The 24,988-nt window shown below is 67.8% G+C and carries 25 protein-coding genes and 5 pseudogenes; 19 read left to right on the forward strand and 11 right to left on the reverse strand.

Going from position 1 to position 24,988, the window contains the following annotated elements:
- The 3 genes and pseudogenes from ACZ5DS_RS11825 to ACZ5DS_RS11835 all read right to left on the reverse strand — a co-directional run.
- A pseudogene (locus tag ACZ5DS_RS11825) lies at positions 1–410 on the reverse strand (DUF1266 domain-containing protein); the annotation flags it as partial.
- Between the two features lie 150 nt (positions 411–560).
- Positions 561–1,349: a hypothetical protein gene (locus ACZ5DS_RS11830; protein ID WP_468236459.1), complete on the reverse strand. Its 789-nt coding sequence runs from the start codon at positions 1,347–1,349 to the stop codon at positions 561–563.
- Positions 1,323–1,499 (reverse strand): annotated as a pseudogene (locus ACZ5DS_RS11835) (RHS repeat-associated core domain-containing protein); the annotation flags it as partial. The pseudogene ACZ5DS_RS11835 and the gene ACZ5DS_RS11830, both read right to left, overlap by 27 nt.
- On the opposite strand from ACZ5DS_RS11835, the pseudogene ACZ5DS_RS11840 reads away from it, so the two are divergent.
- Both ACZ5DS_RS11840 and ACZ5DS_RS11845 read left to right on the forward strand, forming a co-directional pair.
- Positions 1,486–1,584: pseudogene (locus tag ACZ5DS_RS11840) on the forward strand (ATP-binding protein); the annotation flags it as partial. The pseudogenes ACZ5DS_RS11835 and ACZ5DS_RS11840 sit on opposite strands and share 14 nt — an antisense overlap.
- Positions 1,584–2,003, forward strand: a pseudogene (locus ACZ5DS_RS11845) (hypothetical protein); the annotation flags it as partial. The pseudogenes ACZ5DS_RS11840 and ACZ5DS_RS11845, both read left to right, overlap by 1 nt.
- 328 nt (positions 2,004–2,331) lie before the next feature.
- Here the strand turns inward: ACZ5DS_RS11845 and ACZ5DS_RS11850 are convergent.
- The 6 genes and pseudogenes from ACZ5DS_RS11850 to ACZ5DS_RS11875 form a co-directional block, all read right to left on the reverse strand.
- Complete coding sequence (locus tag ACZ5DS_RS11850; protein WP_468236461.1) at positions 2,332–2,817, reverse strand: hypothetical protein; 486 nt, start codon at positions 2,815–2,817, stop codon at positions 2,332–2,334.
- 8 nt (positions 2,818–2,825) lie between these two features.
- Positions 2,826–5,516: an RHS repeat-associated core domain-containing protein gene (locus ACZ5DS_RS11855; RefSeq protein WP_468236464.1), complete on the reverse strand. Its 2,691-nt coding sequence runs from the start codon at positions 5,514–5,516 to the stop codon at positions 2,826–2,828.
- Positions 5,517–6,066: 550 nt separating this feature from the next.
- Positions 6,067–7,485 (reverse strand): annotated as a pseudogene (locus ACZ5DS_RS11860) (putative T7SS-secreted protein); the annotation flags it as partial.
- A complete protein-coding gene (locus tag ACZ5DS_RS11865) occupies positions 7,485–8,153 on the reverse strand; it encodes a hypothetical protein (protein WP_468236466.1) in 669 nt (222 codons plus the stop codon). The pseudogene ACZ5DS_RS11860 and the gene ACZ5DS_RS11865, both read right to left, overlap by 1 nt.
- Positions 8,150–8,659 carry a hypothetical protein gene (locus tag ACZ5DS_RS11870; RefSeq protein ID WP_468236468.1) on the reverse strand — a complete coding sequence of 170 codons (510 nt, stop codon included), beginning with the start codon at positions 8,657–8,659 and terminating at the stop codon, positions 8,150–8,152. The genes ACZ5DS_RS11865 and ACZ5DS_RS11870 overlap by 4 nt, the downstream gene beginning before the upstream one ends.
- 206 nt (positions 8,660–8,865) lie before the next feature.
- Positions 8,866–10,530 (reverse strand): chitinase, encoded by a 1,665-nt coding sequence (locus ACZ5DS_RS11875; protein WP_468236471.1) that lies wholly within the window; start codon positions 10,528–10,530, stop codon positions 8,866–8,868.
- Positions 10,531–10,914: 384 nt separating this feature from the next.
- On the opposite strand from ACZ5DS_RS11875, the gene ACZ5DS_RS11880 reads away from it, so the two are divergent.
- From ACZ5DS_RS11880 to ACZ5DS_RS11945, 14 genes are all read left to right on the forward strand, one after another.
- On the forward strand, positions 10,915–11,742 hold the full coding sequence (locus ACZ5DS_RS11880; RefSeq protein ID WP_468238161.1) for a hypothetical protein: 828 nt from the start codon (positions 10,915–10,917) through the stop codon (positions 11,740–11,742).
- Positions 11,743–11,832: 90 nt separating this feature from the next.
- Positions 11,833–12,537 carry a Flp pilus assembly protein CpaB gene (gene cpaB / locus ACZ5DS_RS11885; RefSeq protein WP_468236473.1) on the forward strand — a complete coding sequence of 235 codons (705 nt, stop codon included), beginning with the start codon at positions 11,833–11,835 and terminating at the stop codon, positions 12,535–12,537.
- Positions 12,538–12,549: 12 nt separating this feature from the next.
- The gene (locus ACZ5DS_RS11890; protein ID WP_468236476.1) at positions 12,550–13,785 is read left to right on the forward strand and encodes an AAA family ATPase; all 1,236 of its coding nucleotides are present in this window, start codon (positions 12,550–12,552) and stop codon (positions 13,783–13,785) included.
- Between the two features lie 7 nt (positions 13,786–13,792).
- Complete coding sequence (locus ACZ5DS_RS11895; RefSeq protein WP_468236478.1) at positions 13,793–14,176, forward strand: TadE/TadG family type IV pilus assembly protein; 384 nt, start codon at positions 13,793–13,795, stop codon at positions 14,174–14,176.
- Position 14,177: 1 nt separating this feature from the next.
- Positions 14,178–14,528 (forward strand): TadE/TadG family type IV pilus assembly protein, encoded by a 351-nt coding sequence (locus tag ACZ5DS_RS11900; RefSeq protein WP_468236481.1) that lies wholly within the window; start codon positions 14,178–14,180, stop codon positions 14,526–14,528.
- Between the two features lie 18 nt (positions 14,529–14,546).
- Positions 14,547–15,884 (forward strand): CpaF family protein, encoded by a 1,338-nt coding sequence (locus ACZ5DS_RS11905; RefSeq protein WP_468236483.1) that lies wholly within the window; start codon positions 14,547–14,549, stop codon positions 15,882–15,884.
- A gap of 12 nt (positions 15,885–15,896) precedes the next feature.
- Complete coding sequence (locus tag ACZ5DS_RS11910; protein ID WP_468236485.1) at positions 15,897–16,841, forward strand: type II secretion system F family protein; 945 nt, start codon at positions 15,897–15,899, stop codon at positions 16,839–16,841.
- A 16-nt stretch (positions 16,842–16,857) separates the two neighbouring features.
- Positions 16,858–17,745 (forward strand): DUF5936 domain-containing protein, encoded by an 888-nt coding sequence (locus ACZ5DS_RS11915; protein WP_468238164.1) that lies wholly within the window; start codon positions 16,858–16,860, stop codon positions 17,743–17,745.
- A gap of 16 nt (positions 17,746–17,761) precedes the next feature.
- Positions 17,762–19,180, forward strand: coding sequence for a sensor histidine kinase (locus ACZ5DS_RS11920; protein WP_468238168.1), 1,419 nt, complete (start codon positions 17,762–17,764; stop codon positions 19,178–19,180).
- A gap of 13 nt (positions 19,181–19,193) precedes the next feature.
- The gene (locus tag ACZ5DS_RS11925; protein WP_468236488.1) at positions 19,194–19,952 is read left to right on the forward strand and encodes a response regulator; all 759 of its coding nucleotides are present in this window, start codon (positions 19,194–19,196) and stop codon (positions 19,950–19,952) included.
- Positions 19,953–20,065: 113 nt separating this feature from the next.
- Positions 20,066–20,251 carry a hypothetical protein gene (locus ACZ5DS_RS11930; RefSeq protein ID WP_468238248.1) on the forward strand — a complete coding sequence of 62 codons (186 nt, stop codon included), beginning with the start codon at positions 20,066–20,068 and terminating at the stop codon, positions 20,249–20,251.
- Entirely contained in the window at positions 20,248–20,838 is a 591-nt protein-coding gene (locus ACZ5DS_RS11935; protein WP_468238171.1) for a pilus assembly protein TadG-related protein, read from the forward strand. The genes ACZ5DS_RS11930 and ACZ5DS_RS11935 overlap by 4 nt, the downstream gene beginning before the upstream one ends.
- Before the next feature lie 16 nt (positions 20,839–20,854).
- Positions 20,855–21,436: a hypothetical protein gene (locus ACZ5DS_RS11940; protein ID WP_468236491.1), complete on the forward strand. Its 582-nt coding sequence runs from the start codon at positions 20,855–20,857 to the stop codon at positions 21,434–21,436.
- A gap of 7 nt (positions 21,437–21,443) precedes the next feature.
- Complete coding sequence (locus ACZ5DS_RS11945) at positions 21,444–22,067, forward strand: OmpA family protein (RefSeq protein WP_468236493.1); 624 nt, start codon at positions 21,444–21,446, stop codon at positions 22,065–22,067.
- A gap of 29 nt (positions 22,068–22,096) precedes the next feature.
- Here ACZ5DS_RS11945 and ACZ5DS_RS11950 read toward each other — a convergent pair whose 3' ends face one another.
- The gene (locus ACZ5DS_RS11950) at positions 22,097–22,504 is read right to left on the reverse strand and encodes a DUF3224 domain-containing protein (protein WP_468236496.1); all 408 of its coding nucleotides are present in this window, start codon (positions 22,502–22,504) and stop codon (positions 22,097–22,099) included.
- Between the two features lie 92 nt (positions 22,505–22,596).
- Here ACZ5DS_RS11950 and ACZ5DS_RS11955 point away from each other — a divergent pair, with 92 nt between their 5' ends.
- A complete protein-coding gene (locus tag ACZ5DS_RS11955; RefSeq protein ID WP_468236498.1) occupies positions 22,597–22,920 on the forward strand; it encodes a hypothetical protein in 324 nt (107 codons plus the stop codon).
- 62 nt (positions 22,921–22,982) lie between these two features.
- Here ACZ5DS_RS11955 and ACZ5DS_RS11960 read toward each other — a convergent pair whose 3' ends face one another.
- On the reverse strand, positions 22,983–23,375 hold the full coding sequence (locus ACZ5DS_RS11960; protein ID WP_468236500.1) for a DUF192 domain-containing protein: 393 nt from the start codon (positions 23,373–23,375) through the stop codon (positions 22,983–22,985).
- 139 nt (positions 23,376–23,514) lie between these two features.
- Between ACZ5DS_RS11960 and ACZ5DS_RS11965 the strand changes: the two genes are divergently transcribed.
- On the forward strand, positions 23,515–24,390 hold the full coding sequence (locus tag ACZ5DS_RS11965; RefSeq protein ID WP_468236503.1) for an LLM class flavin-dependent oxidoreductase: 876 nt from the start codon (positions 23,515–23,517) through the stop codon (positions 24,388–24,390).
- A gap of 55 nt (positions 24,391–24,445) precedes the next feature.
- Positions 24,446–24,925 carry a GNAT family N-acetyltransferase gene (locus ACZ5DS_RS11970; RefSeq protein WP_468236506.1) on the forward strand — a complete coding sequence of 160 codons (480 nt, stop codon included), beginning with the start codon at positions 24,446–24,448 and terminating at the stop codon, positions 24,923–24,925.
- The last annotated feature ends 63 nt before the right edge of the window (positions 24,926–24,988 follow it).

The raw sequence follows: 24,988 nt of genomic DNA on the forward strand, positions 1-24,988 counted from the left end.
GGCCCACCGACGCGGAGGGTACGCAGCCGCAGGGACCGTTTCCGAGCGGGAGCCCGCTCGCCGTACTGCGCCCAAGTCGCCGAATGCGGCGGCGCTGAAGGAAGGAAGGCCTCGCAAGGGCTCCCGGGATTGATGACGATCATCGTCGGATCGGCCGGCCGCCACACCTTGGCGAACCATTCCAGGTGGTTCCAGTCGAACACCCGATGGGGCTCCGGCGTGGGCAGCATTCCCTCGGTGTACACGGCCCAGATCCGCCCGCCGACTACACGCGGATCGTGTCCGAAGACGGAGTACGTGGCAGGGGGTGTGGCATCCTCCTTGTCCTTCTGTATCTCGAAGAACAGCCGGCCCTGTGCAAGCGTTCCCAAGTATGAGGCCCAGTCTCCACACCCCTTGGTCTCGAACAACGCCTGCTCGATCTCTGACGGCGGTGTCCAGGCAAGGGGTATTACGGGCCTCAGGTCTGCGGGTGGCGGAGCGAACGACATGAGGCCACGCATAAGCCCGGCCAGGAGAGGAGAACGTTATAGAGTACCAGCATGCATATGCGGAGCTCTCTATACGTATAGCAGCCGGTCCCGCACGGATAGATTGGGGGCAACCTGGATTTCCATTACGCCAGCGCATTCACCCATCTGAAATTCAACGGAGATATGCGCTGCTGACGGTTCGGAGGAGATGGTCAATCGGGTGGCACCCTCGCGATAGACGTCCAGCAGTTCATCCCCGTTGCTGAATGTCCAGCGCACCCTGACCGACCTGGAAAGGGTATCGTATGACAGGACGAGTGCGTCATCCCGGTTTCCTTGCCATGCGAGCATACGTGCGCCACTCTCATCCGTTTCTGGCCATTCTCCGATGGCGTTGAGAACCTCCTCGTCGTCAGGGACGGCGAATTCTCGGTACATCTTCCAACTTACCTTTCGACGTAGGGAGGCCAGTGTTTCAGGCTTCCATGAATGCTCACACCCGGGCCGCTGCCACGGAAAATTACAGTAGATATGTGTACCATCGGGAAGTATCTGCCATGTGCTTTCGGCCTCCAGGGCGCCGCGTGGCCCGTATAGAACGGATCTCGTAACGCCAAATTCACCGCTGCCGTTCTTCCATGTGTTGGTGAATGTGCGCTCGAAGGGTTGATGTGACGCGCTTTGAAAATGGTCCGTCACGTATTGGCGCATCTCTGGGGTGTCGTCGATGCCTATGCGTTTGAGTTGCAATTCATTCTGAAGTGCACGAGGGGAATTGTGCGAATCCGCCTTGATGTCCTTATTGAATAGATAGTCGAGCTTTCGTGGATTGATTTCTGTACCACCCTCACCCGGGGTGCATCCTGCAAGGCCCAACGGATCCAGCCACGTGTAAGGGCTGTGGACGTAGGTGGCGGTGTTGGGTGCGGGTGCGAGTCCGAGCGGGTCGGATGTGAGGTACCGGGCGGTTTCGGGGTCGTAGTACTGGCCCGGGAAGCGGAGAGGTGTGTATGCCGTGCTGTTGGCCGCCGCGGACTATTGGGGCTGGCAGCCGTCGGCCAGGTTCGGGAACCGGGGGAAGTACGTGTGGTGTGAGCTGGGGGCGGCGTGATGGCGGACTCGTCGCATGAGGCGCTGCATCGGATCTTCCAGAAGGATCCGCCGCTGCTGACTCAGGCGTTACAGCGGGTGCTGCACGTGTCGTTTCCCGAACCCCGGGAGATTGCCGCGCTGAACGTGGACCTCACGGAGATCGAACCGGTCGAGCGTCGGGTGGACACCTTGCTGCGGGCGGAGACTGACGAGGGGGTGTATCTCCTCGTGGTCGAGTCGCAGGGGAAGGTGGACAACCGCACCTGTACGAGAAGTACCTCTGGGAGCCAGTGCTGATCGTGATCATGCAGAGCAGTGTCACGGCACGCTGGGCATCGCTCCCGATCCGGCCCGGTTTCCGTGACTGGCACTCGCTGATGCTTGGAGAACGTACCGGTGATCACGACTGAACGGCAGGCCGAACGGGACGCCCCCTTGCGGGAGCGGGTCGAGTCCTGCACCGACCTGGACCGACTTGAAGTCTGGGCCCAACGAGCTGTGCACGCCACGGATGCGGCGGAGCTGCTCGCCAGGCGTGAGGCCAGAGTGGCTGTACATCACAGTCACCCCATAGACGTGTGCTCCAGCCAGCAGGCTTAGGGCGTCGCGTGTCTCCTGAGGGGTTAATTTGCTCTCTCGGCGAGAGCGGCGCCCAGCTTCCTGAGCGAGGGGATGCAGTGTGGATCCTGCGCGCACTGTGGATTTTGGGTGGCGAAGAGGTCCTGATCGGAAACGCCGAGGGAGATGTCCACCGTCATAGATGCGGTTAGTGCCTGGAAAGGGCGATCGACCAAATGTCACCCTCTTCCAGTGAATTATGCGCGAGATGATTGACGACATACACGGAGGATCCGATGCTCGGTTCTTGATAGTGAACGAAGTTTGGGCGAGAGGAATCTGTGACCTCACGCAAGGTCCCACCCTGCATTTCTAGCTCTCTTCGAAATTCGTCAATCCGGACATGCGTAGAGAATACGCCGTGAACGAATGCGACCGGGGGTGGGATCATTCCCTCCAACCGATGGGCCAGTCGGTGAATTTGCAGAGAGACCGCCACCGACTCCCAGGAGTCCTGCGACTTGGCAAACGTAACTTCGATGAGGCCGTAATCCCGGCGCATCAGCGACTTCCTCGCGTCATCCAGAAAGTCGCTGCCAAGATTTTCTTCCCAGACCTCGGGGCCGGTTCCGAGCTGCACTCCCAAAATTTCGCCTTGGAGTGCAGCTTTGGAGTAAAACTCAAGCTCTGACATTACTTTCCCTATGCTCTGTTCATCTTTTCAAGAGCCTTGATCAAAAAGTGCATTTCTGCTGCCCGATTCTTGGCCATTCCGTACTCGCCCTTATTCATGGCGGCTCGTACGGCTGTGGCTTTATCAATGATGTCGTTCCTTAGCTCCCTGCTTGAATGGACTTCGTCGAGTACTTTCTGTACCTGGCGTTCGCTGGCCGTGCCGTGTTTGAGCCTGATGGGCTCAGCGCTGATGCCGCCGTCTTTGTCGGGGAATATCCGAACTTCCATGTCATTGATATGGATGTGCGCGCCCTTGGTTCCCCAGTCTTGGTAAGCCACCGATGCATGGATGTTATACGGACTGAGACCGTTAGGGTCGACCCATGTATGCGGGTTGTGGACATAGGCTGCTGGGTTAGGCGCGGGATCGAGGCCGAGCGGATCAGCGGACAGGTATCGGGCGGTTTCGGGGTCGTAGTGGCGGAAGTAGTTGTAGTGGAGGCCGGTTTCGGGGTCGTAGTACTGGCCGGGGAAGCGTAGGGGTGTGTAGGCGGTGCTGTTGGCCGCCCATGCCGTCGTTCCCCACAGGGTGCTTCGAGTGTGCCAGGCGATGTCGCCGTGCTCGTCGATGAGTTCACTCGGGGTGCCGACGAGGTCGGTGACGATGGCGAAGAATCGGGAGTCGATCTCGTCCTGGGGTGCGTCGGTCGCGGTGATGCGTTCCGTTTGAGTGAGGGGGCGCAGGCCCTCGTGGTCCCAGGTGAGGGTGACCGGGTTCGGGAGGTCGGCAGACGTCGTCGTCTGTTCGCAGAGAGTGGTGCCGTCCCAGGTGAAGTCCACTCTCTCCGCGGCCGTCTCGCCGTTCTCCGCCATGCGGAGTTTCGCCGTGCGGCGGCCCAGGGGGTCGTAGGTATAGCGCCAGCGAGTGCCATCCGGGGTTGTCACCGAGGTGAGGCGGTCCTCGGTGTCCCATTCGTAGTGCCAGGTGTCCGGCTTGCGGGACAGGCGGGTCTTCTGGCGCAGGGTGATACGGCCGAGGGCATCGTGTTCATAGCGGACGTTGCCCGCTCGGGTGATGCGGGTGCCGGTGTAGGTGCGGGGGCCGACTGCCTCCTGACCTGGGTGGTCCGTCGGCCAGGACGCCTGGGTTTGGTTGCCTGCCTCGTCGTAGGCATACTGCTCCGTCCAGCCGGCCGCGTGGACCGCCGTTACCCGGCCTGTCGCATCCAAGTCGAAGCGGCGGGAGCCGGACAGCTGATCGTCGATGCCTATCAGGTTGCCGTCCGCGCGGTAGGTGTACGTCCGATGTTGCACTGTGCGGCCTGTGGCGCTGGTCACCGACTGGGTCGTCAGGCGGCCAAGCGCGTCGAAGCTGTGCTCCAGGGCGATCGTTCCGCCGATGTGGCGGGTCAGTTCACGGCCTGCTTCGTCATACGTGAAGTCGATGGCGCGACCCGAGGCCACCATGCCGGTGCGGCGGCCCGCGGCGTCGTACGACCAGGTGGTCGTGGCCCCGGTGGGGGTCGTGCGGCCGGTACTGCGGCCCAGTGCGTCGTACGTGTAGCTCAGGGTGCGGCCATTGACCGTTTCCGAGCGCAGGCGACCGTAGCGGTCGCGTAGAAGCATGAGCGTCGTACCGTCCGGGCCGGTTGCCTGGGCGAGTTGGCCGGTGAGGTCGTAGGCGTAGGTCGTGACCCGGCCGGCCGCGTCCTTGCGGGTCACCTGGCCCAGTTCGTTGCGCTCGAAGGACACCACCTCGCCAAGAGCGTTTCTGCGCGAGGTGAGGCGACCTGCCGCATCATGCGTGTAGGTGAGGGTGCGGTCGTCGAAGTCCGTCTCCGTCACCAGCTGGCCGGCCGCGTCGTACTCGTACGTCCAGGTCAGACCCTGTGGGTTGGTGACCTTCGTCAGGCGCAGTTCGCTGTCGTGGTCGAACTCGTAGCGAACCCCGTCCGGGCCCGTGCGTGCCGTCAGCAGGTCGAAGTGGGTGTACTCGAAGTGGGAGACCCCACCGATGGGGTCGGTGTGGGTGGTGCAGTTGCCCTCGCCGTCGTACGTCCAGGTCTCCGTCGTGCCGTCGGGAGCCGTATGGCGGGTGAGACGGCCTTCCACTGTCCATTCCAGGCGCGTTGTGGCGCCAGTAGGGTCCGTGATTGCGGTCGGGCGGCCGAGGGCGTCCCGTTCGTAGCGGGTCATCGCGCCCAGCGGGTCCGCTATCTCGACCGGGAGGCCCGCGCGATCGCACACGACCGTTGTCGTGTTGCCCAGAGGATCGGTCACTGAGGCCAGGTGGCCGGCCTCCGTATAGGTGAAGCGGGTGGTCTGGCCCGCCGGGTCCGTCACCGACGTGCGGTTGCCACGCTCGTCGTACGTCTGGCGGACCACCGTGCCGTCGGGGTTGACCACCTTCACCGGCAGGCCGAGTTCGTTGTACTCGGCTCTCGACTCGCGGCCGTCCGGGCGTACGACCGCTGTGGGATTGCCGGCCTCGTCGTAGCGGAAGGTGGTCCGGTGGCCCAAGGGGTCGGTGTGGGAGAGGAGGCGGCGGTAGCGGTCGCGTTCGAAGCGCGTCACCGCGCCGAGCGGGTCGATCTCCGCGACCACCTGGCAGTCGTCGTCGACCACGTAGCGGCGGCTGTGGCCCTCGGCGGTGGTCGCGGTGGTGACGCGCAGGCCAGTCTCTGGGTCGGTCTCGTCGTAGGACAGACGCAGGGTCATGTGGCCGTGCGTGCCGCCCTCGGCTGTGCAGCGGTCCTGGTCGTCGTACTCGTAGGAGTAGCCACGGTCGTTCGTGTCCGTCCACGAGGTGACGCGGCCCGCCTCGTCGTACGTGAAGCGCAGGGGCAGGCCGGAGGAGTTGATGACCTCCGTCAAGTTCCCTTCGGTGTAGCTGTAGCGCTTCAGTTCCTGGCCGGTGGCCGCCAGGTGCAGCGCCGTGACTCGGTCCGCATCCGTCGATATGCGCACGTCGTGGCCCGCGCTGGACACGATCCCGAGGGGGGGTGCCGTCGGTGTCGTACTCGAAGGTGATCCAGTTGCCGTTGCGGTCGTCGAGCTGTTCCAGGACCGCCAGGTTTTCGCCTCTGTCGGCGAAGTGCCAGGTGCGGCGGGTGCTCGGGTCGGTGATCGTGTAGCCGCCGTCCACGCGGTCCAGGGGCCAGCGCGGGCCGTGACTGGGGAGTGTGGGCAGGCCGGGTGCGGGGTGGGGGTAGGCGAGGAGCATGCCGTCCTCGGTGACGAACACGACCCCCGCGGAATCGATCTCCAGGCGCTGGTCGATCGTCGACGACCAGGACGGGCCGAACCAGCGGCCGAAGTGGTAACCCGACTCCACGCGCCGCTTGAAGACGAGTGGCAGGACGCCGGGCAGCGTCACGTCCGTCTGCGGCAGGTACATCTTGCCGGTGGTGAGATCGATTGGATCCGACGGGTCCTCCTCGACCTTCTTGCCGGGTTCAGCGCTGTCGTGCTCGTGGGGGCGGGTTCTGGCGGTTTCTGCCGCGGAGTTCTCGCCCGCCTTCTCGGCCCCCGCTGCTCCCTTGCGCTCGGCTGCCGCCGCCAGCTTCTCCCCGGCCGCAGCCCGCACCCCGTTGATCTCCGCCCCCACTCCGTCGGTCAGAGCCACCTGCGGAGCGAACCGTCCCCCGAACTCGGCAGGATCCCTGAGGAAGTCGCCCAAGTTCTGCTTCAGGGCCCGTTCCGGATGCGTGGCGCTGGAGACGAGGCCGGCCAGGGTCATGGCCTGGTGCTTGAGGGCCTCGGCGGGGTGGGTCAGGTTGTACGGGTCCAGTGGGTTGGCGCCGCGGGCCATGCTCATCAAGCCCGCCATGCCCTTGATGACGCCGCCGCCGACATGCAGGATCTCCGTGTGGGCGGCGCCGAGGCCGTCCGACCAGTCCGATTTGAGCTGGGCCAGCGGGGGCGGCTCGGCCGGGGCGTGGGCGAGCGCCGCATCGACGGCCTTGGCGGCACTGTCCGCGGCGGTGTTGCGCTGCTTGCGGGCCTCGTTCAGGATCTCCTCGGCCCGAGCGAGGTCTGCCGTACCAGGGTCGTCGAAATCGCCGGGGGCCGGGCCCGGGTCCTTGTCGCCCGAAGCAACAGCGGCCTTGTAGGCGTCGGCACGCTTCTCGTAGTCGGCCTTCGCCTTCTGGGAGGTCTCCTTGCCCGCCTTGTGCAGGTCGATCGCGTCCTGGGCCTGTTTCTGTGCCCAGGTGACCGTCTCCGCGTACGCCTCCAGCGCTGCTGCGGCCTTGGAGCAGGCGTCCGCCGCGTGCAGCCACTTCACCGGGTGCATCGTGAACTTCCTGCGGAACGCTTCGGCCGCCTCGCCCTGCCACTGCGAGGAGTCCAGCTTCCGCATGCCCTGGCCCACGTTGTCGAAAGCCGTGTGGAAGTCCTTCAAGTGCTTGGCGGTGGACTGGATGTCCTTCGCGCTGCCGTGGACGAGGTCGGCCGGGTCATCGCTCTCGCCGAGCTGCTTCTCACCCGGGGTGGCACCCAGCGCGGATGCGGCCCTGTCGCCGTGGTGCTCGACCTTGTCCGCCCAGCCGTGCGCACCGGCCTTGTCCAGGCCCGCCCCGACGAGATCGGTGCCCTTGTCGATGCCCTCACCGACGAACTTCTTACCGGAGTCGATGACATGCCCGGCACCACCGAGGAGGTCGTTGGTCAGATCACCGAGCCCCATCAGCCGGCACTCCCGTTCTGCTTCCGCTGCTGTTCAGCCGCTCGCGCACGTTCCTCGGGGGACGGACCCCACATGTCCTCCAGCAGGCTGTCGTAGCCGTCGCCGTATCCGGCCCCCTGGACGAGGCTGTCCACACTCACGCCCGGCGGCATCCCCACCGATCCGGTCATCACATCCCGCCCGGCGTCCTTGAAACCCTGCTTGCTCTTCTCCCACGCCTCCTCAAAGGACTTCCCGCTGTAATCGGGGTGGGTCAGGGCGTCCGCACTGCCCTGCTGCAGCTGGTCCCAGCTCATCTTCGTCACGTCGTCCTCGGACGCGTACGGGTTGCCCACCACCGAGTTGTAGCCGACCTTCAACGCGCCCTCGATGTACTGGTCCCTCTCGTGCATCGTGCCCGCCGACAGACCCACACCCCCCGCGAACGTGTTGCCCTCCGCCACCAGGGCACGCACACCCCACTCCCAGCGCTCACAGAAAGACTTGAACGTCGACGTCAAATCCCCATGCCCCAGCTGGAGCCCGGACAGCTCCAGGTTCGAAAAACCCCGGCCCACCCCCGCCAGGCTGTCAACCCCCAGCTCCCTCAGCTCGCTGAGGGTCTGGGTGATGCCCTTCGCGATCTCACCCAGACCCCTGTAGTCGATACCCTCGCCGGCTCCGCTCACCGCGGCGCCTCCCCCTCATTCAGCACGACGGCCCGGTCAACGGCCGCCCCATCCGGCACAATCCCCACCACCGGCGGAAACAGCACCCCCTCATCCCCATCGGCCGCATCCAACGCCACCCCACACGGCACCCCCACAGCCGGAACCCCCACATCCAGCAACCGGGCCCCCAGCACCCGCCGGTACCCCCACTCCCGCTCCCCCTCACCCCTCGCCACCGCAAACCGCGCCAGCGCCGACTCGTTCGAGAACGCCAGGATCCAGCGGATACCGCCAAAGTCGGCCGTCAGCGGATTCTCGTCCGCGTCGAGAGGGAGCAGTACTGCCGTACGGCGGAACTCACCCAGCACAGCAGCGAACTCACGGCACCTGCCCGCGACCCCCTCCGCCTCGGAGGGAGCAGGAGCCACAGGAGATACGTCCGCGTCGGCCGGCTCCGCATACTCCGCCAGCCGCGACCTGCGTACCAGCCCCGACGCGTCGGCGCCACCCCCGTGATCAGCCATGTCCGGGATCATCACATCGGTGCATTACCGAACACAACGCGGTACCCGGCACGGCACAGGACCTTTGGCCGGATCTATCCCTGTGAAGGTGGCGCGCATACAAAGCTGCCCGGGCCCCATACCGTGGAGCCCGGGCGTCCTCACGCCGAGAGGTCAGGAAGCGAAGGCCAGTTCAGAAGAGCTCGGGAGAGCTCACGAACCTCCCGCTACGGCATCGCATGCACATGCGCCCCCACCGAGTTGGACCACGCATTCCCCGAAGCCGCGTCCCAGTTCGTCGACCACGTCATCGCACCCCGCAGGTCGGGATACGTCTTCGACGGCTTGAAGGTGCCGCACCCCGTGCCCTTCGCCAGGCAGTCCAGGGCGTTGTTCACCACGGAGGGCGACACGTAGCCGCTGCCCGCCGCGCTCGTGGAGGCCGGCAGGCCCAGGCCCACCTGGGACGGGGACAGGCCGCCCTCCAGCTGGATGCAGGCCAGAGCGGTGAGGAAGTCCACCGAGCCCTGCGAATACACCTTGCCGTCGCAGCCCAGCATGGAACCGCTGTTGTAGTACTGCATGTTGACGACGGTGAGGATGTCCTTGATGTTCAGGGCCGTCTGGAAGTAGGAGTTGGACGTCGACTGCATGTCGATCGTCTGGGGGGCCATCGTGATGACGAGGGACGAGCCCGCCTTCGAGGACAGGGAGCGCAGCGCCTGCGTCATGTACGTCGCGTTGAGGCCGTTCTCCAGGTCGATGTCGACGCCGTCGAAGCCGTACGTCTGCATCAACGAGTAGACGGAGTTCGCGAAGTTCGTCGCCGATGCCGAGTCGTTGATCGACACCGTGCCGTTCTGGCCGCCGATCGAGATGATGACCTTCTTGCCGGCCGCCTGCTTGGCCTTGATGTCGGCCTTGAACTGGTCGACCGTGTAGCCGCCGAGGCCGGCCGAGTCCAGGTTGAAGGAGACGGCTCCTGGCGTCGAGGTCGCGTCCGCGAAGGCCACCGCGATGATGTCGTAAGCGGACGGGACGTCCGAGAGCTTCTGGACCGTCGCGCCGTTGTTGAAGTTCTGCCAGTAGCCCGTCACCGCGTGCTTGGGGAGGGCTCCTCCGCCGCCACCCCCGGAGGCGGCCGTCGTGCCCGTCACCGCCGCCGACTTCGCCGACTCACCCGCCGAGTTCGTGGCCGTGACCTGGAAGGAGTACGACGTCGAGGCCGCAAGACCGGTCACCGTCGCGGACGCTCCCGTCACCGCACTCACCTTCGTGCCGTCACGGTAGACGTTGTACCCCGTCGCTCCCGACACCGCCGACCACGACAGCGACACCGAGGAGGAGGTCGTACCGGAGACCGAAAGGCCGGAAGGGGCGGACGGCACAGTGGGGGCCGGGTCGCCGCCCCCGCCCCCGTCGGGGCCGTAGACCGAGACGTCGTCCGCGTAGTAGGCGGTCTGGCCGTACCAGCCGTGGGTGTAGATCGTGACGGACGTCGTCGACGCGCCGGTGGTGAACGTTGTCGACAGCTGCTTCCAGGCGGAGGAGTCGGGGGTCCAGGTGGAGACGTCCGTCGTGCCCGTGCCCGTCACGCCGAGGTAGGAGTAGCCGCCCTGCACCCACGCGCTCAGCGTGTACGTGGAGTTGGGCTTCACCGCCACCGACTGGGTGCACTTGGCGTTGTCCTGGCCGGCCGGGGTCGCCTTCAGGGCCGATGCGCCGCCGTGGACCGGGGACGAGACCGTCGTGCCGCTGCTCGCCGTGCACGTCCAGTTGGCCAGGCCCGACTCGAAGCCGGCGTTCTTGACGTTGTTGACGTCCGCGGCGGACGCGGGGGTGGTGGCGAGGCCCGCCACCGAGAGGGCGAGGGCGGTGGCGGAGGACCACATGGCTATACGTCCTCTGCGTCTGGGCATACCTGATACGCGGTCCACTGGGGCCTCCGGTGGGGGAGATGGCGGGGAGAGAGGGGTGAGGGACGGTGGCCACCGCTGGCCTACAAGTTGGTCCAGACCAATTGCGCTGTCAAGAGGTCCAGACCAAAACCATCTCCAGTCAGTTGCTCAACCTGTCCGGTTTTGGCGGGACTTGTGCCCAGAGAGTTCCACACGAGCTACACAAACGCTGTTCTCCGGTCATTGGGCCGTGGATACAGTGCTCAGGTAGTCACGCAGTGAAGTCGTCCTGGCGCATTGGAGTTACACCGGTGGGCCGAGGGTGTGAAGAGCGGGGAGCTGCGCGTGCCAACTGCCATTGCCGTGACCAGTGCCGACATGGCGCTGCCGGCGCAGGACGAGCGGACCATGCCGGCCGTCGTGCTGCGCGACCTCGACCAGCGCCCGCTGGAGCACGCCCTCACCGAACTCCACGCCCTGACCGAGCAGTACGGGTATGTGGTGGTGGTGTGTTCGCAGGCGACGCCGGAGTCCGTCGTACGGCGGCTGTACATGCTGCGGTCGCTGCTGGAGAGCGATCGCATCGCCCTCTTCCGGCCCGAGCTGCCCCCGCTCGGCATAGCTGTCCTCGCCCGCCAGTTGCGGCAGCTCGCCTCCTGCGATCTGAGTCCGGGGGTGGTCGCCTCCGCCGGGCGGCTACTCACCCATTACATCCACGCCGGCGCCGTCCTCGGATCGGTCGCCCGGCTCGACCGGGTACCCGTCGGGCTCAAGGCGCACGCCAAGTCCTGGGTGCCGGGCAGCCAGTTCGCCGTCGTCGCCCATCCCGAGCCGCAGCTCGTCAAGGTCGCCCCCGGTGTGACGCTCAAGGGGCCCGAGTTCAGCACCTGGATGCTGGTCGCCAAGGGGCAGTTGCAGACCGACTGGATCGCCGGGCTCGCCGAGGCGTGGAGCGCGCACGGGCTGCGCGAGATCCCGCTGCCCGCCGAGTCCCCGCGATGGTGGGGGACCGGCCGCATGGTCGAGTTCTGCAGCTATCTCGCCGATCTGTCCGTCCTGTACCAACTGGTGACGTCGGTACGGCAGTCCCGCTGTCACTGGTGCGGAATCGACGTCATCGGCGACCGATGCGTCTTCTGCTGCGCCACCCCGCCCGTGTACGAGCCCTCGGCCCCCCGCGCGCTGGAATCACGAACGCCCGCCTGACCTGCACAGACGTTACTCGCACCCTGCCGTATCTCCCCTTCTGCTCGACCATCCCGCTCGACCGATTCCCCCAATGAGGTTGCACGGTTCATGAACTCCCGTCAGCGCCGCGGCGTGATACTCCTGATCCTCTCGGTTCTGTGCGCTCTCGGCGCGTTCGCCGGCGTGCTCTCCGTCGTAGACGACGTCCAGTCCAAGGTCGGGCCCGAGGTCAGCGCCTATCGGGTCAGGTCCAACGTGCAGCCGTACACGGCGCTGAGTACGGGCCAGTTCGAGAAGATCACGATGCCCAAGCGATGGCTGTCCGGCAACGCCGTCACCGACCTCCGGCAGATCCAGGGCAAGATCGCCGTGACCACCCTGCGCGCCGGCTCCCTGCTGCAGACCGACATGATCGTCGACCAGCCCGCCCTCCAGCCCGGCCAGCAGGAGGTCGCCATCATGATCGACGCGGCGACGGGCGTCGCGGGCAAGATCACCCCGGGCTCGCGGGTCAACGTGTACGCCACCTTCGAGGGGAAGAAGCAGGGCGATCCCGACCAGTCGAAGATCATCGTCACCAACGCCCGGGTCCTCGACGTCGGCCAGATCACCGCCCTCGACCCCGACAGGAACAAGGACCAGCAGCCCACCGAGGCCGTCCCCATCACCTTCGCGCTGTCCACCCTCGACGCCCAGCGGATCACCTACGCCGAGTCCTTCGCCCAGCGGGTCCGGCTCGCGCTGGTGGCACCCGGCAGCGAGACCAGCGTCCCCGACAAGGACCGCACCTACCAACTCGCGACGGACAAGTGAGAGGCGGCCCGCATGCCCACCAGGATCCTGCCGGCCGGCGCGGACCCGGACGCCGTCCGCTCCCTCGTCACGCTGCTCAGCCAGCTCCCCGACGCCGAACCACAGCCGCCCGTCGGTGACTCCACCCAGCTGGTCGACACCCTCGCCCGCCTCGCCGCCGAGTCGGTCGACGAACTGCCCGAGGTCGTCGTCGTACATGAGCGGATCGGGCCGGTGCCGGCCCTGGAACTGATCCGCGAGGTCGCCCTGCGCTTCCCCGCCGTCGGCGTCATCCTCGTCACCACCGACGCGGGTCCCGGCCTGTTCGCCGCCGCCATGGACTCCGGCGCCCGCGGCCTGGTCGCGCTCCCGCTGTCGTACGAGGAACTCGCCAGCCGCGTCCAGGCGGTCGCCCAGTGGTCGACGGGGGTACGGCGCCATCTCGGACACGGCGGCTCCGACGTCCTCGGCGGCGTCGGCGGTACGGTCGTCACGGTCAGCGGCGCCAAGGGAGGCGTCGGCGCGACCCTCGCCGCGATCCAGCTCGCGCTCGCCGCCCAGGCCTCCGGCCGCTCCGCCGCCCTGGTCGACCTCGACCTCCAGGCCGGCGACATCGCCTCCTACCTGGACGTCCAGTTCCGCCGCTCGGTCGTGGACCTCGCCGCCATCACCGACATCTCCCCGCGCGTCCTCGCCGACGCCGTCTTCCGCCACGACACCGGTCTCGCCCTGCTCCTCGCCCCCGGGGAGGGCGAACGCGGCGAGGAGGTCACGGACCGCGCCGCCCGCCAGATCATCGGCGCCCTGCGCTCCCGCTACGAGGTCGTCGTGGTGGACTGCGGCGCCCAGCTCGGCGGGGCGAGCGCGGCGGCCGTGGAGATGGCCGACACCGCGCTGCTGCTGACCACCCCGGACGTGGTCGCCGTACGCGCCGCCAAACGGACCGTGCGCATGTGGGACCGGCTGCAGATCCGCAAGGCCGAGGAGACCACCGTCGTCGTCAACCGGCACAACCGCGGTACGGAGATCCAGCCGGCACTCGTGCAACGCATCACCGGTACGGCGATGGCGCGTACGACCGTCCCCGCCAACTTCAAGGAGCTGCAGGGGGTCGTGGACGCGGGGCGGCTGCACGAACTGGACGCCAAGAGCATGGTGAAGCAGGCCCTGTGGAGCCTCGCCGGGGAGCTGGGGCTGGCGAAGGCGCCCGAGGGATCCCATCGCGGGGGTGGCCGTGGGGCGGTCGGCCTTCGGCGGCGGAAGGAGTGAGAGGGCGATGAGACGCCTGCGAGGGGACGACCGGGGGCAGGTCAGCATCGAGTTCCTCGGGATGACTCCGCTGATCATTCTGACCTTGGTGCTCATGTGGCAGTGCGTGCTCGTGGGGTACGCGTACACGCTTGCGGGGAATGCTGCGGACGAGGGGGTGCGGGCGGGGACGGCGGCGCATCGGGGGGACCGGTTCGGTGCGTGCGAGCAGGCTGCGCTGAAGCATCTGTCGGGAGCGTGGCGAGGGGGTGCCGGCGTGGAACAGTGCGGCGGGACCGGCTATGTGACCGCGGACATCTCGCTGAAAGTCCCTGTCCTGTTCCCCGGCTCGATCGACTTCCCCGTCACGGTGCACGGCCACGCCGGCGCCGTGGAGGAGGTGAAGGACTGAGATGTCGTACCGCCGCAGACGCGATGCGGGTCAAGTCGCCATCGAATACCTCGGGTTCATTCCGATCCTGCTGATCGTCGGGCTGGCCGGCTTCCAGATCGGCGCGGTCGCCTATGCGGCCGAGCAGGCCGGTACGGCGGCCAGAGCGGGGGCGCGGGCGGCGTCGCTACGGGAGGATCCGCAGCAGGCGTGTGCCGGTGCGGTCAGCGGGGGGCTCACTGTGCAGTGCGGCGAGACCGGGGGAGGGGGCGACACGGTCACCGTCACTGCGTCCGTCGACATCCCCCAGATCGTCCCCGGCTGGCACTTCGACCCCGCTGTGAAGAGGGCCACCATGCCCCGCGACCACTGACCGAGGAGACGCGAACCCATGAGCCTGCGGGCACGCATCAACACTCCGGAGGAGCACGGCAGCCGGGGCGAGGACGGGCATCTGGTCGCCTCCTACCGGGCCAAGCTGCTGGAGGAGATCGACCTCGCGGAGATGAGTTCGCTGGCGGCCGCCGAGCGCCGGGCCCGGCTCGAGCGGGTGCTCGGGCACATCATCAGCCGCGAGGGCCCGGTGCTGTCGACGGTCGAACGCTCCCAGCTGATCCGCCGGGTGGTGGACGAGGCACTGGGCCTCGGCATCCTGGAACCGCTCCTCGAGGACGCGTCGATCACCGAGATCATGGTGAACGGCCCGGACGCGATCTTCGTCGAGCGCGGCGGCCGCGTCGAGCAGCTGCCGCTCCGGTTCGTCTCCTCGGACCAGCTGATGCAGACCATCGAGCGGATCGTGTCGACGGTCAACCGCCGGGTGGACGAGTCGAACCCGATGGTGGACGCCCGTCTCCCCTCCGGCGAGCGCGTCAACGTCATCATCCCGCCGCTCTCGCTGACCGGCCCCACCCTCACCATCCGCCGCTTCCCGCGCTCCTTCACCCTCCAGGAGCTGATCGGCTTCGGCTCGCTCGACGAACACATGGTGTTCCTGCTGGCCGGGCTGGTGCAGGCGAAGTTCAACATCATCGTCTCCGGGGCCACCGGCACCGGCAAGACGACGCTGCTCAACGCCCTCTCCGGGCTGATCCCGGCGCACGAACGCATCATCACCATCGAGGACTCGGCCGAACTCCAGCTCCAGCAGACCCATGTCGTCCGGCTGGAGTCGCGGCCGCCGAACGTCGAGGGCAAGGGCCAGGTCACCATCCGCGACCTGGTCCGCAACTCGCTGCGCATGCGGCCCGACCGGATCGTGGTCGGTGAGGTCCGCGGCGGCGAATCGCTCGACATGCTCCAGGCGATGTCGACGGGCCACGACGGCTCCCTCGCCACCGTCCACGCCAACAGCGCCGAGGACGCGCTCACCCGGCTGCAGACCCTCGCCTCCATGTCCGACGTGGAGGTGCCCTTCGTGGCCCTGCACGACCAGATCAACAGCGCCGTCGACGTCCTCGTCCAGCTCACCCGGTTCGCCGACGGCGCCCGCCGCATCACCGAGATCGCGCTGCTCGACAGCCACGGCGGAGAGCCGTACCGCCTTGCGACCGTGGCCCGCTTCGACGCACAGCCCATGACCCCCGACGGCCGCGTGTACGGCACGTTCGAGTACTTCCCGCTCCCGCGCCGTACCGCCGACCGCCTCTACATGGCGGGCCAGCCCCTCCCGCAGGCCTTCGGCGTCGCCCACTCCGCGGCCCAGCTCACCACCCGAGAAGCCAGGTAGGTAGGCCACCCCATGGAACTCCACGCCCTCGTCCAGCTCACCACCGGTGTCGCCCTGCTGACCTGCGTCCTGGCCGTGGTCGGTGTGCACACCTACGCCTCGGGCCGGGCCCAGCGCGCCGCCCTGATCGACCGCCTCTCGCAGACGGGTCCCGTTACGGCCTCCGGCCGTCGGCGCCGCTTCCGCGACCTGGACCGCCGGCTGCGCCGTACGGCACTGGGCCGGAAGCTGGAGCTGAAGCTGGCGGCGACCGGGCTGGACGTCACCCCGGGCGAGTTCTTCGTCTACATGCTCGCCGCGGTGTCCGCGCTCTGGCTGATCGGCCAGGCCACCCTGGCCCCCTTCTTCGGCCCGCTCGCGGGACTGCTCGGCATCTGGGCGGCGGTCCAGTTCCTCAACTGGCAACGCCAGAAACGCATCGAGCGCTTCATCAACCAACTCCCCGAACTGGCCCGCATCCTGGCCAACGCGACCCAGGCGGGCCTGGCCCTGCGCACCGCGATCGGCATGGCGGCCGAGGAGCTGGAGGCCCCGGCGGGCGAGGAACTGGCCAAGGTGGCCGACCAGTTGGCGATCGGCCATTCCCTGGAGGACGCGCTCGGTGAACTCGCCGACCGGCTCCCCTCCCGCGAACTGGTCGTCCTCGTCACCACCCTGGTCCTCTCCAACCGCGCAGGCGGCCAGGTGGTCAGCGCGCTCCGCAACCTGACCGAGACCCTGGAGGAACGCAAGGAGACCCGGCGCGAGATCCGCACCCAGCTCTCCCAGGTGACCATGACGTCGTACGCCGTCCCCGTCCTCGGCATCGGCGCCCTGTTCCTGATGAACGGGGTCAAGGACGGCGCCCTGGAGCGGATGACCGGCTCGGCGGTCGGCCAGGCCTGCGTGGTCATCGCGTTCGCGATGTATGCCGTCGGCTTCGTGCTCATCCGCCGGATGAGCCGGATCGACGTGTGAGGGGGCTGGCCTGATGGTGGGAATCCTGCTCGCACTGCTGATGGGCCTCGGCGTCTGGGGCGTCTTCGCCGGCATCCGGATGTACCGCGCGGACGCCAAACTCCCCGGTGACCTGGCCGTCGCCCTGGAGGTCGGTGCCACCCGCACCGGCGCGGTGGACTCCGTGATCGACCGCATGGGCATGCGCTACGCCCCCGCGGTGCTGCGCCTGATGGGCCCGCGCCTGGTCGCCAAGTACCGCCGCCGCATCGACCTCGCGGGCAACCCCGGCGGCCTGACCATAGACCGCTACGCGGCCCGACGCGCGGTGTACGGCGCGCTCGGCGGCGTCGGCTTCCTGGTGTTCCTGGTGCGCGGCCAGTGGTTCGTGGCCCTTCTCCTGCTGCTCTTCGGCGCCTTCTGGACGGAGGTCGGCATCTGGTCGGCGATCCGGCTGCGCAAGGACGTGATCGAGCGGACCCTGCCGGACTTCCTGGACGTGCTGGCGGTGGTGGTGAGCGCGGGACTGGGCTTCCGCCAGGCCCTGGACCGGGTGGCTTCGCGCTACGAGGGCCCGTGGGCGGACGAACTCCGCATCACCCTCCGCCAGATGGACCTCGGCATGAGCCGCCGCCAGGCGTTCGCGGAACTACGGCGCCGCAACGACTCGGAACAGGTGGCGATGTTCGTGACGGCACTGCAGCAGGGGGAGGAACTGGGCGCCCCCATCGTGGACACGCTGGTCTCCCTCGCCAAGGACATGCGCCGCACGGACGCCCAGAACGCCCGCCGCAAGGCCGCCCGCGCGGTCCCCAAGGCCACGCTGATGATCACCACGTTCATGGTCCCGGCGACGATGCTCCTGCTGGGCGCGGGCCTGCTGCTGGGCTCCGGCGTGGACTTCGGCTCGCTCACGGGGAAGTGAGCGGCGGGTGACGGCGATGGGAGCGATGGAGTCGGGCCGGGGCCCGTCCCTGCGGGTCGCGGTGAGGGGATGGTTCGCTGTTCTTCAGCGCCTCCGCCTGAAAGGGCTGACCACGGGCCGTAGGAAGCAGCCCGGGAGGACTGCGCCGGAGTCGGAGACGACCGCGGATGCGGCTCTCCCCGAGCCCTCCGAGAAGATCCAGATACGAGCCCTGCAGGCGATGTGCCGCCAGGTCTTCGGCTTCCGGCTGGCGATGATCGTCCTGGCGGCCCCCGCGGCCCTCCTCAACGCGGCCCCCGGACTGGGCGTCCGCCTGGTCGGCGCGGCCGTGGTCGTCACCTTCATGGTGTCCTACGTCCTCTTCCGCGACTGGGAACGCTTCGGACCCCTCCTGCTGCGCCACCCCAGCCTCCTCGCGGCCGACACCCTCTTCGGCTCCCTCCTCCTCATCTCGGCCGGCCCGGACACCACCCTCGCCTACGTCAGCGTCTGCACCCCTCTCCTGGCGGGCCTGGTCTACAGCTGGCGCGGCGCGGCCTGCTTCGCCTCGCTGCAGTCCCTGATCCTGCTGCTCGTCCACGCCACCCTGAAGCACGGCGGCCAGGCGGGCGTGGCCGAGTCGCTCCTGCTGCCCGGCCTGTGCGTCGTCTCGGGCGCGATGGGCTCGACCCTGCGCAACCTGATGCTCCGCTTCGGCGCGGCCACCCAGGCCCTGACGGCGGTGCAGGCCCGCCTGGCGGCGACGGAGGCGGTGCACACGGAACGGGCGCGCCTGGCCCGCGAGATGCACGACTCGGTGGCCAAGACCCTGTACGGCGTGGCCCTGGCGGCCGACGGACTTGCGGCCACGGCATCGGCCGACGCCCCCGACCCGGCCCGCATCCGGCAGCAGGCGGAACTGGTGTCCCGGTCGGCCCGCAGGGCGGCGGCGGAGTCCCGGGAACTGCTGGAGGACCTGCGCAGGGAGGAGACCCCGACGGCGGCGACCCCGACGAACCTCTGGACGGAACTGACGGCACGCACAGCCGACTTCAGCTCCCGCACAGGCCTGAGGACGGTGTGCAGCCTGACCCCGGGAACCCCCCTCCCACCCGTCCCCCCGCCCCTCGCCCGCGACCTTCTCGCCATCGCCACGGAGGCGCTGGAGAACACCCACCGCCACGCGTCCGCGACCCAGGTGGAGCTGACCGCGGGGGTGGACGGCGACCTGCTCCGCCTGACGATCCACGACGACGGCAGCGGCCTGCCCCCCGGCACCACCCTCGAACACCTCCGCCACTCCGGCCACTTCGGCCTGCTGGGCATGGTCGAACGGGCGGCCTCGACCGGGGCCCGCATCCGTATCGGACGGGGTGACCACGAGTGGGGCACGGAGGTCCGGGTGGAGCTGCCGCTGCGGGCTCTGGCAAGCGATGTCACGACCCAGGAATCCTGAGAGGAGGCACCCGATGCAGTACCGGAACCCGCCGGGCCAGGACTTCCCGGCGCCCACCGCCACGGCCCCTCTCCGCCTCGTCGTGGCCGACGACAACCCCGTGATCCGGGCGGGCCTCACGGCCCTCCTCTCCGACCGGGAGGACACCACGGTGGTGGCGGAGGCGACGGACGGCCGCGAGGCGTACGAGGCGGCACTGCGGCACCGGCCCGACGTCATCCTCCTCGACGTCCGCATGCCCGGAGTCGACGGAATCTCGGCGTTGCCCCACCTGGTCCGGCTGGCCCCCGTCATGATGCTCACCTACAGCCACGAGACCGAGACGGTCCAGGAGGCGCTGCGGCTGGGGGCGGGGGGCTATCTGGTGCACGGGGAGTTCACGACGGAGCAGCTGGTGAGGGCGGTACGGGATGTCCGGGAGGGCAGGCCGCATGTGACTCCGGGGGCGGCGAGGGCGTTGCTGAAACATCTTCAGCCAAGTGCACCTGCACACATCGGGCTGGAACTCTCAGCTCCCCTGGGGAAAATTCCCTCTCAAAACCTTTCGCAACTGCAATCCGATGTGGGACAGTCGTTCCGGTCGCGGTTCCAACTGAGCACCAGGGAGGCGGAGATCATGGACCTCATCGCGTCCGGCATGACCAACCAGCAGATCGCCGCCACCTGCTTCATCAGCGAGAAGACGGTCAAGAACCACATCAACCGCATCTTCGCCAAGCTCCAGAGCACGAGCAGGTCGCAGGCGGCTGCTAAGTGGTTGGGGGTGGCGTGAAATGGCCCGCTGGGGGAGGGGATGGGCCCGGGAATGGGTCCTGGGGCCCTCTGGGGGGTGTGGGATACCGCCTTACGGTTCGGGCGTCGGAAGCGAAGGCGGAGGGGAGCACCGTGAGCGATCTGTGGTTGAAGATGCTGGTTTCCATGCAGCGTCGGGCCAACGACAAGGGGCAGACCGCCGTCGAGTACCTGGGGATCATCGCGGTGGTGGTGGCGATCGTGCTGGCGATCACAGGTACGGACATCGGTCAGACGATCCTCGACAAGATCAAGGCGAAGATCGCCGAAATCACCTGAGGCATCGGCGTAGCTCCAGCGACGCAGGGCAGGCCTTCCCCATCTACATCACGGTGGTGGCGGGCCTGCTCTTTCTTGCGTTCGCGTACCTCGCGGTCGGCCAAGCAGCGGTGAACCGGAGTGGTGCCCAGACGGCGGCTGACGCATCTGCCCTCGCAGCGGCTCAGAAGACGCGCGACCAGCTTGCGGACAGATGGTTGGCGGACTTGCTCGACCCCACCAAGTGGCAGGACATCTTCGAAGGCAAAGACGCCGACAACGCCTGCTGGCGTGCGGAGCAACTGGCCGTTCAGAATGATGCCCGACTGAACTTCTGCAACCCTGATCTGCTGAAGTACACGGTGGAAGTGCAGACCAACAAGCCCGTTGGCGACTCCGTCGTACCCGGGACCGAGGACATCAAGTCGACCCAGTCCGCGACCGCCGTGATCGAGCCGCTCTGCGAGCCCCCCGGCGAGGACGCCGGGGACGACGTGCTGCCTCAACTCACCTGCAAGGACAGGGTCTGGGACCTGAACCCGGAGGACGACGCTGGTCTTCCTGGCCCAGATGACCTCTTCGACGTCCACTTGGCGAACGACCAATGATGAAGGAAGCGGAGCGATGAGCATTCGGTTCACTGCGAAGGCCCGCAGGGGGATGGTCGCATTGACCGTTGCGGGTTGCCTGGCCGTCGGTGCAGCCGGCTGTGGCAGTGGAGGTGGCGAAGGCAAGAAGCCGCGGGGGTCGGCCTCTGCCTCCAAGAGTGGCGGCTCCAAGCCGAGTACTCAGGAGGGCCAGTCCGAGGAGCCGTTGGCCGAACTGAAAGGACCGAGTGGGCTACTCCTTCAGATCACGTCTGCCACGCGTGACTCGGGCGGCTTCGTCACGGTGAACGGAAATCTGAAGAACGACAGCGGCAGCACAGCGGTCATCCCGTCCAATCTCAGCGGGAACGAGACAGAGATCATCAGAAACGGCAGCTCACTTGGTGGTGCCACTCTCGTCGACTCCAAGGGCAAGAAGCGCTATTACGTCCTGCGTGACACGGACGGACGGCCACTCACCACGACTGGTCTGCCAGCCCTCAAGGCTGGTGAAGTGTTGCCGGTGTTCATGCAGTTCCCCTCCCCTCCAGCCACCATTTCCGAAGTCAACTTCCAGCTGCCCGGCTTCCCCACGGCCACCATCCAGATCTCAGGGTGAGGCCAAAGTGACCACCACACCCCGCCTCACTCTCACCCTCACCACCGCAGCCCTCCTCGCCGCCACCAACCTCACCCTCGCCCACGCCGACGACACGGACCCCAGCGAACCCCCGGGCACGGCACCCTCCGCCACCGCCCCGGTGAAGATCGACCCCACCGACCCGGACCTCAAGCTGCCCGAGGGCGCCACCCTCGCTCAGCCCAAGGTGCTGGACATCAAGTCGGTCGTAGAAGATCAAAGCGGGGACGAGCGCCGCGAGGACACCAACGCCGACGTGACCTTCGCCCTACAGGCAGAAGTCCTCTTCAGCAAGGACAGCGCGAAGCTCGGCGAGGAGGCGAAGGCCCGCATCGCGACCATCGCCGAGGAGATCAAGAAGCAGAACGCGACCCAGGTCCGCGTCTTCGGCTTCACCGACAACCTCGGCACCTCCGCCCACGGCGACATCCTGTCCAAGCAGCGAGCCAACGCCGTACAGGCGGTCCTGGACCAGGACCTGAACGACCCGAACGTCACCTTCGACGTACGCGGCTACGGCGAGCAGTACCCGATCGCCGACAACTCCACCGAGGCGGGCAGGAAGAAGAACCGACGGGTCGAGGTCACCTTCCCGCGCACCGGGCAGTGAACAGCCCGGGCGAAGGAAACCAGAGCCCGCTACTCACCCACCTCGTAGTCGAACCAGATCCGATGGGTGCCGTCCGCGTCGATCGCCAGGCCGCCGGCCCCTCGGATCCCGGCCAGCGCGCCGGTCCCGCTGCCCGGCACGATGACGAAGAACTCGGACTCGCGGCCCTCTCCGAGCGTCGTCGCCGAGTGTGCGAAGTTGAAGGACCCCTTCAAGCCGTGGAGGGACCCCTCGAAGGACTCCATGGCGACATACGTACCGGTCCCACTGCCCTGGTCGTACGCGGCGGTGAACAGCGTGGCCGACACTCCGCTGATCTCACCCTCGTACTGCTTCCTCATGGTGGCCATCCCGACGGGCACCGCCGTCTCGACCACCGGTCCCGGAACCTCCGCCGGGGTGAACTCCGCAACCTTGAACGTCCCAGATGCTCGCATGCCCGGATGCTATGGCGCCCCACTGACAACGCCGGTCGACACCTCACAGCCTCCACCAGCCTCACCGGCCAGGGTCAGTCCCGGAGGGACCCATGCGCACGAACACCACGCGCACTGCCTTTGCCCATCTGCTCCTCGCGCTTGCCCTGTTCGCCGCGGGGACCGGTGCCCTCGCCGGCTGCGGCAGCGAGAAGGCCGGCGGCCGCGGCGAGGGCCACCGCACCCGCTCAGTGCCATCCCAGGTGAAGGACCGCGCCCGCCAGGTCGCCGATGCCTGGGACGGCTCCAAGGCCGCCGAGACATGGCACAAGGGCTACTACCCGATGGGGAACCTGGTTCAGCTGCCGGAGAACGACCTCCACAACGAAGCCGACAAGCGGCTTACGAAAGGGGAAACTTCGTCCTGGGCGGTCTGAAACCACCGCCCGGTAGTTAGTGCCCGAGTGAGGAGGAGCGGAGACGAGCCGGGACCCGACAACTACTCCGGTTCGACGGTGACCCGCGCCCCGACCTCCAGTCCCCACCCCGCCATGGCCCCGGCCTCCGCTTCCAGTACATGTCGAGAACGGAGCCGGGGGAGGCCCAGACGGCCGGGCTTCATCGTGCGTACGGCCAGGACGGTGAGGGTGCGGTCGAGGTAGGCGACGTCGATGGGGATGCGCATACGGAAGGTGTGTATGCCGTTGGCGGGGGAGAGCAGGATGGCTCCGTCCACCGAGACTCGGCCCAGCAGCCCTTTGGTGCGGGCACGATAGGAAGTCGCGATCTCCAGCGGAATCTCCATTGGAATCTCCAGCGGAACGGAGACCGCAGCCTCGCTGCGACTTCCGTGGACGATCAGCTTCCCTTGTCCGTCCCGCCAACGTCCCATCGTCAGGCCACCTCCGCAGTGACCGTACCCATGAGGCTGCGGTGAACGCCTTGCGGGGTGGGCTTGGAGGCTTCCGGCCGGTAAATCCCGCGGGAGTAAAGAAGTTGTCTCACCCGGCACCAGCCACTAGGAAGGCTTCATGACTGGACTCGGTGCCGTATTCCGTCCTCAGCTCCCTCCCGAGCGCCTCCGAGCAGTGGCCCAACTCGCCGATTCCACAGGGCTCGAAGAACTCTGGCTGTGGGAGGACTGTTTCCTGGAGGGCGGGGTGTCCACGGCTGCCGCCGCTCTCGCCTGGACCGAGCGGGTGCGGGTCGGTATCGGGCTGTTGCCCGTGGCCCTGCGGAACGTTGCCGTCACCGCCATGGAAGCCGCCTCGCTGGAGCGCATGTTCCCCGGCCGGGCCATGCTGACCGTGGGGCACGGGGTGCAGGACTGGATGGGGCAGGTCGGTGCGCGGGCGGCCTCGCCCCTCACCCTCCTCGGTGAGCAACTCGACGCCCTGCGTGCCCTGCTGCGCGGGGAGCGGCTCAGCGTGAGCGGGCGGTACGTCAAGCTGGACGACGTCGCCCTCGACTGGCCCCCGCAGCAGCCCATCGATGTCTTCGCCGGCGCGACCGGACCCCGAACGCTCAGCCTCTCCGGCGCCAAGGCGGACGGCACCCTGCTCACCGCCTCCACCTCACCGGACGGCGTACGGCAGGCCCGGCGGATCATCGAGGAGGCGCGGCGGGAGGCGGGTCGTACCAGCGAACCGCACAAGATCGTCGTCTATCTCCTTGCCGCCACCGGACCGGACGCCGATGCCCGGCTGCGTGCCGAACTCGTGGCCGAGGGGCTGGAGTCCGTCCCGGAGGTCGGTGTCGCGGGGGACGCCGGTGCCGTGGCCAAGGCGGTGCAGCGGATGGCCGAGGCCGGTGCCGACACCGTCGTCCTGCAGCCGACGGCGGACGAACCCGACCCGGAGGGCTTCGTGCGCTTCGTGGCGGAGGAGGTCCGGCCCCTGGTGCCGTAGCGGAGGATGCAGGAGACGCGGGGCGTTGTCAGTGGGGCCTGCCAGACTGCCTCGCATGATCGACGAACACAGCGATGTGCGTCTGCGGGAGGTCACGGACGACGACCTCCTCGTCCTCCTCGCCTACGAGCACGACCCGGAAGCCGTCCGGCGGTCGAGGTTCACCCCCCGGCCGCGGGACGCCTTCCTCAAGCACTGGCGGGAGCGCGTGCTCGGCGATCCCGACTGCCTGGTGCGGACGGTGACCGTCGACGGCGAGGTGGCCGGGTGCGTCGTCTCCTGGACGGGGGAGGACGAGCGGAGATTCGTCGGCTACTGGCTCGGGCGGCCGTACTGGGCCCGTGGCATCGGCACCCGGGCCCTCGCCCTCTTCCTGGAGCTGGACCGGGTACGGCCCCTGTACGCCGACCCCTTCTCCGGCAACACCGCCTCCGTACGCCTCCTGGAGAAGCACGGCTTCGAACGCGCCGGCACGGTCCGCCACGGGGAGGACGAGCATCTTCTGCTCGTGCTCAGCCCTTCCCCGCCTCCGTGACCCGACGATGATCCCCCGTCGCCCCGTCGCCCCGTCGCCCCGTCGCCCCGTCGCCCCGTCGCC

The organism is Streptomyces sp. NPDC031100 (assembly GCF_055570785.1).